At 35.7% G+C, this 3061-nt stretch carries 4 protein-coding genes; 1 reads left to right on the top strand and 3 read right to left on the bottom strand.

Annotation, left to right across the window (positions count from 1 at the left end; translation table 11 throughout):
• The 3 genes from ABS911_RS14820 to ABS911_RS14830 all read right to left on the bottom strand — a co-directional run.
• On the bottom strand, window positions 1-614 hold a 614-nt coding region (locus ABS911_RS14820), incomplete at its 3' end, for a diacylglycerol/lipid kinase family protein (protein WP_350468193.1).
• A 42-nt stretch (window positions 615-656) separates the two neighbouring features.
• Window positions 657-1610, bottom strand: a complete 954-nt coding sequence (locus ABS911_RS14825) for a LacI family DNA-binding transcriptional regulator (protein ID WP_350468194.1) — start codon at window positions 1608-1610, stop codon at window positions 657-659.
• A 169-nt stretch (window positions 1611-1779) separates the two neighbouring features.
• A complete protein-coding gene (locus ABS911_RS14830) occupies window positions 1780-2244 on the bottom strand; it encodes a Fur family transcriptional regulator (RefSeq protein WP_187949080.1) in 465 nt (154 codons plus the stop codon).
• 233 nt (window positions 2245-2477) lie between these two features.
• Between ABS911_RS14830 and ABS911_RS14835 the strand changes: the two genes are divergently transcribed.
• Window positions 2478-3061: aminotransferase class III-fold pyridoxal phosphate-dependent enzyme (locus ABS911_RS14835; RefSeq protein ID WP_350468195.1), on the top strand; the 584-nt coding region annotated here is incomplete at its 3' end.

The following is a 3061-nucleotide window of genomic DNA, read 5'->3' on the forward strand; positions in this document are numbered from 1 at the left end:
CCTACACCACCTACAAAATTACTCATAGCAATCAAGAGCAGGCTGTACTCGGCTGTCCATTTTTCTCCGTCAATATCTAATTCAAAAGTATAGGTTTCATCATTTTTTAATGCCTTGATACCTTCTATCAAATAAGCAAATACGCCAAATTTTGTTTTCATATCGACATCTACTTCTTGAACGGACTCAGGTATAGGACCAACGGAAGTCGAACTGATAAAAAATCGATCATTCAACTTTCCTACATCGATTTGCTGAACGGTTAATTGTTCTAATGAATCGATAGCCTTTTCCGGATTCATTGGAATACCTACAGCTCGAGCAACATTATTGACCGTTCCAAGCGGAATGATTCCTAATGGCAGTTTAGACTCATGCAACATCAAACCATTCACTGCCTCACTAACAGTCCCATCTCCTCCCAAAACAAAAACGGCTTCATAATCATTTAAAGCTGCTTCTTCAGCAAATTCTTTAGCATCTCCTGATTTCTTGGTTTTTTTGATGACAAATTCAGAAGCAACTGCTTTTAATTGTTCTTTTAATTGTTCAGTATAGTTCTCAGACTCTTCTGCACCTGAAGAAGGATTTACGATAATCATAGCTTTAGTCATGGTGATCCTACTCTCATATCTAAATTTTAATATCAACAAGATTTATTGTTCAGTGGTTGTTCCTCTTACAATAAGCTCAGGTGTGAAAAACAATTCCCCTTGAGAAGCATTTTTCTTTTCAATTTTATTTAGTATCATTTTAGCACAAGCTTCACCCATCTTGATAACAGGCTGTTTTACAGTAGTCAATTGCGGAAATGCAATTTGATCCAAAAATACACCATCATGTCCAATGATCCCAAAATCAGATGGAATGTCTCCACCCATACTAAGAATCCCTCGTTGTATCCCCATAGCTAAACGATCTGAACTGCAAATAAATAGTGTGCTAGGTTCAAAAATATTCCAGTTTTCTTTAATAAAATCAGCTGCATAGCGTGAGCGGTTCTTGAATCGTCGAATCTCTGGCTCCATTTTATTTTTTTGAAGTGTAGACATGTATCCATTTTCTCTTGAATATTCAAATGGTTCTTTTACATCGATTCCAATATAAATAATCTTTTTATAACCTAAATCGATTCCATATTGAGTAGCACGTGCGACACCTTCTTTATTATTTGAATCAACAAAATCATATCCGTGTCGATTTTCACCAAATAATACAACCGGTTTTGTGGCTCCACTGATCCATTCGTAATCATTTTCACGCATGCCGCACATAATGTACCCATCACAGGATCCAATGTCAAAGTTGTTTTTAGTGACCAATTGTAAAGAATAATGTCGATTGTCTAGCTCTCTCGCGATTCCAGTTAATAAATGCATATAATACGGTTCAGTTGTGTCCATTTCTTCCAGGATAAATAGTTTAATAACTTGCGTGCGATTGTTTACTAATGCTTTCGCAGCAACATTTGGTCGATAGTTGAGTTCTTCCATCGCTTCAAATACAAGTACTTTCAACTCATCTGTAACCTGCTCAGGATGATTGATTACTCTTGATACAGTCATTTTTGATACATTTGCTTTTTTAGCAACATCATTGAGGGTTGACATTAGATGCTCCTTTCACATAATTTATATACTTTATAACTTCTAGTTCATTCACTTTAGTATCCATAGTATAGAGAATCTATTTTTATGTCAATCTAGCTCCTATTTTTAAAAACTATATGCGAATAAAAAATCACCCTTATCAGGTGATTTTTCAGTAACTATTCTATCCTTATTCAGAAAACGTAGAATGAGTTGTTTCTTCTCTCTTTTGTTGACATTCAGGGCAAATCCCATAAATTTCTAATCTATGGCGATTCACTTCAAAACCCGTTAAATTCGTTGTTACTTCACCGATATCTTCTAATCCAGGGTAATAAAGATCTTCGATTCTACCACAAATCTCACAGATTGCATGGTAATGTTGTGCAGATGTAAAATCAAATCGGCTTGAAGCATCGCCATAATTCATCTCGTCTACAAAACCAACTTTAGTAAATAAGCGTAAATTATTATAAACGGTAGCAACACTCATATTAGGAAATCTTGAGGCTAAAGCCTGATAGATTTCATCAGCTGTTGGATGATTATCATTTTCAATTAAATATTCTAATATTCCATGACGTTGTGGTGTGATACGGATATGGGCTCTTTTTAATTTTTCAATCGACTGGGCTACTAAATGATTTGAAGTCATCTTTCTCCTCCTCTCAAAATCAATTAGCTAAACGTTGTTTATAAACTGATATAAAATTTAATTATCACTTAATACTTATTATCATCTTGTAATAAGTGTTTACATTTTAATAATAACTTTTCTGTTCAAACTTTGCAAATAAATCCTAGTCCTTTCCTTACAGGAAAGATTGCACTTATAAGATAAGAGTTTTACAATAGTAATGATTTTACTTTTTAAGGAGGCAATTATTTATGTTAAACCATACTCAAAGTGACCGCTTAGCTTTAGAAGCAAACAAAGTCATTGTAGGAGGAGTCAATAGTCCCAGTCGTTCATTTAAAGGTGTTGGCGGCGGAAATCCTGTCACGATGGATCATGGAGATGGAGCTTATTTATATGACGTTGACGGAAATCGTTACATCGATTACTTAGCCGCATATGGTCCTATTATTACAGGATTCAATCATCCACATATTGTAAAAGCGATTAAACATGCTGCAGATACAGGCGTTTTATTCGGGACTCCTACAGAACATGAAATCACTTTTGCAAAAATGCTGACGGAAGCTATTCCCTCAATGGATAAAGTACGTTTTACCAATTCAGGAACTGAAGCCGTTATGACAACGGTTCGTGTCGCACGCGCGTATACCCAACGTGAATTGATTGTAAAATTCTCAGGTCAATACCATGGTCATTTCGACCTTGTATTGGTCGAAGCAGGCAGCGGCCCAGCTACTTTAGGAACCACAGATTCTGGCGGCATCACAAAAGGAACATCTAAAGAAGTCATTACTGTACCGTACAATGACGTTGAATCCTATAAAGCGGTCAT

The organism is Carnobacterium sp., assembly GCF_040274425.1.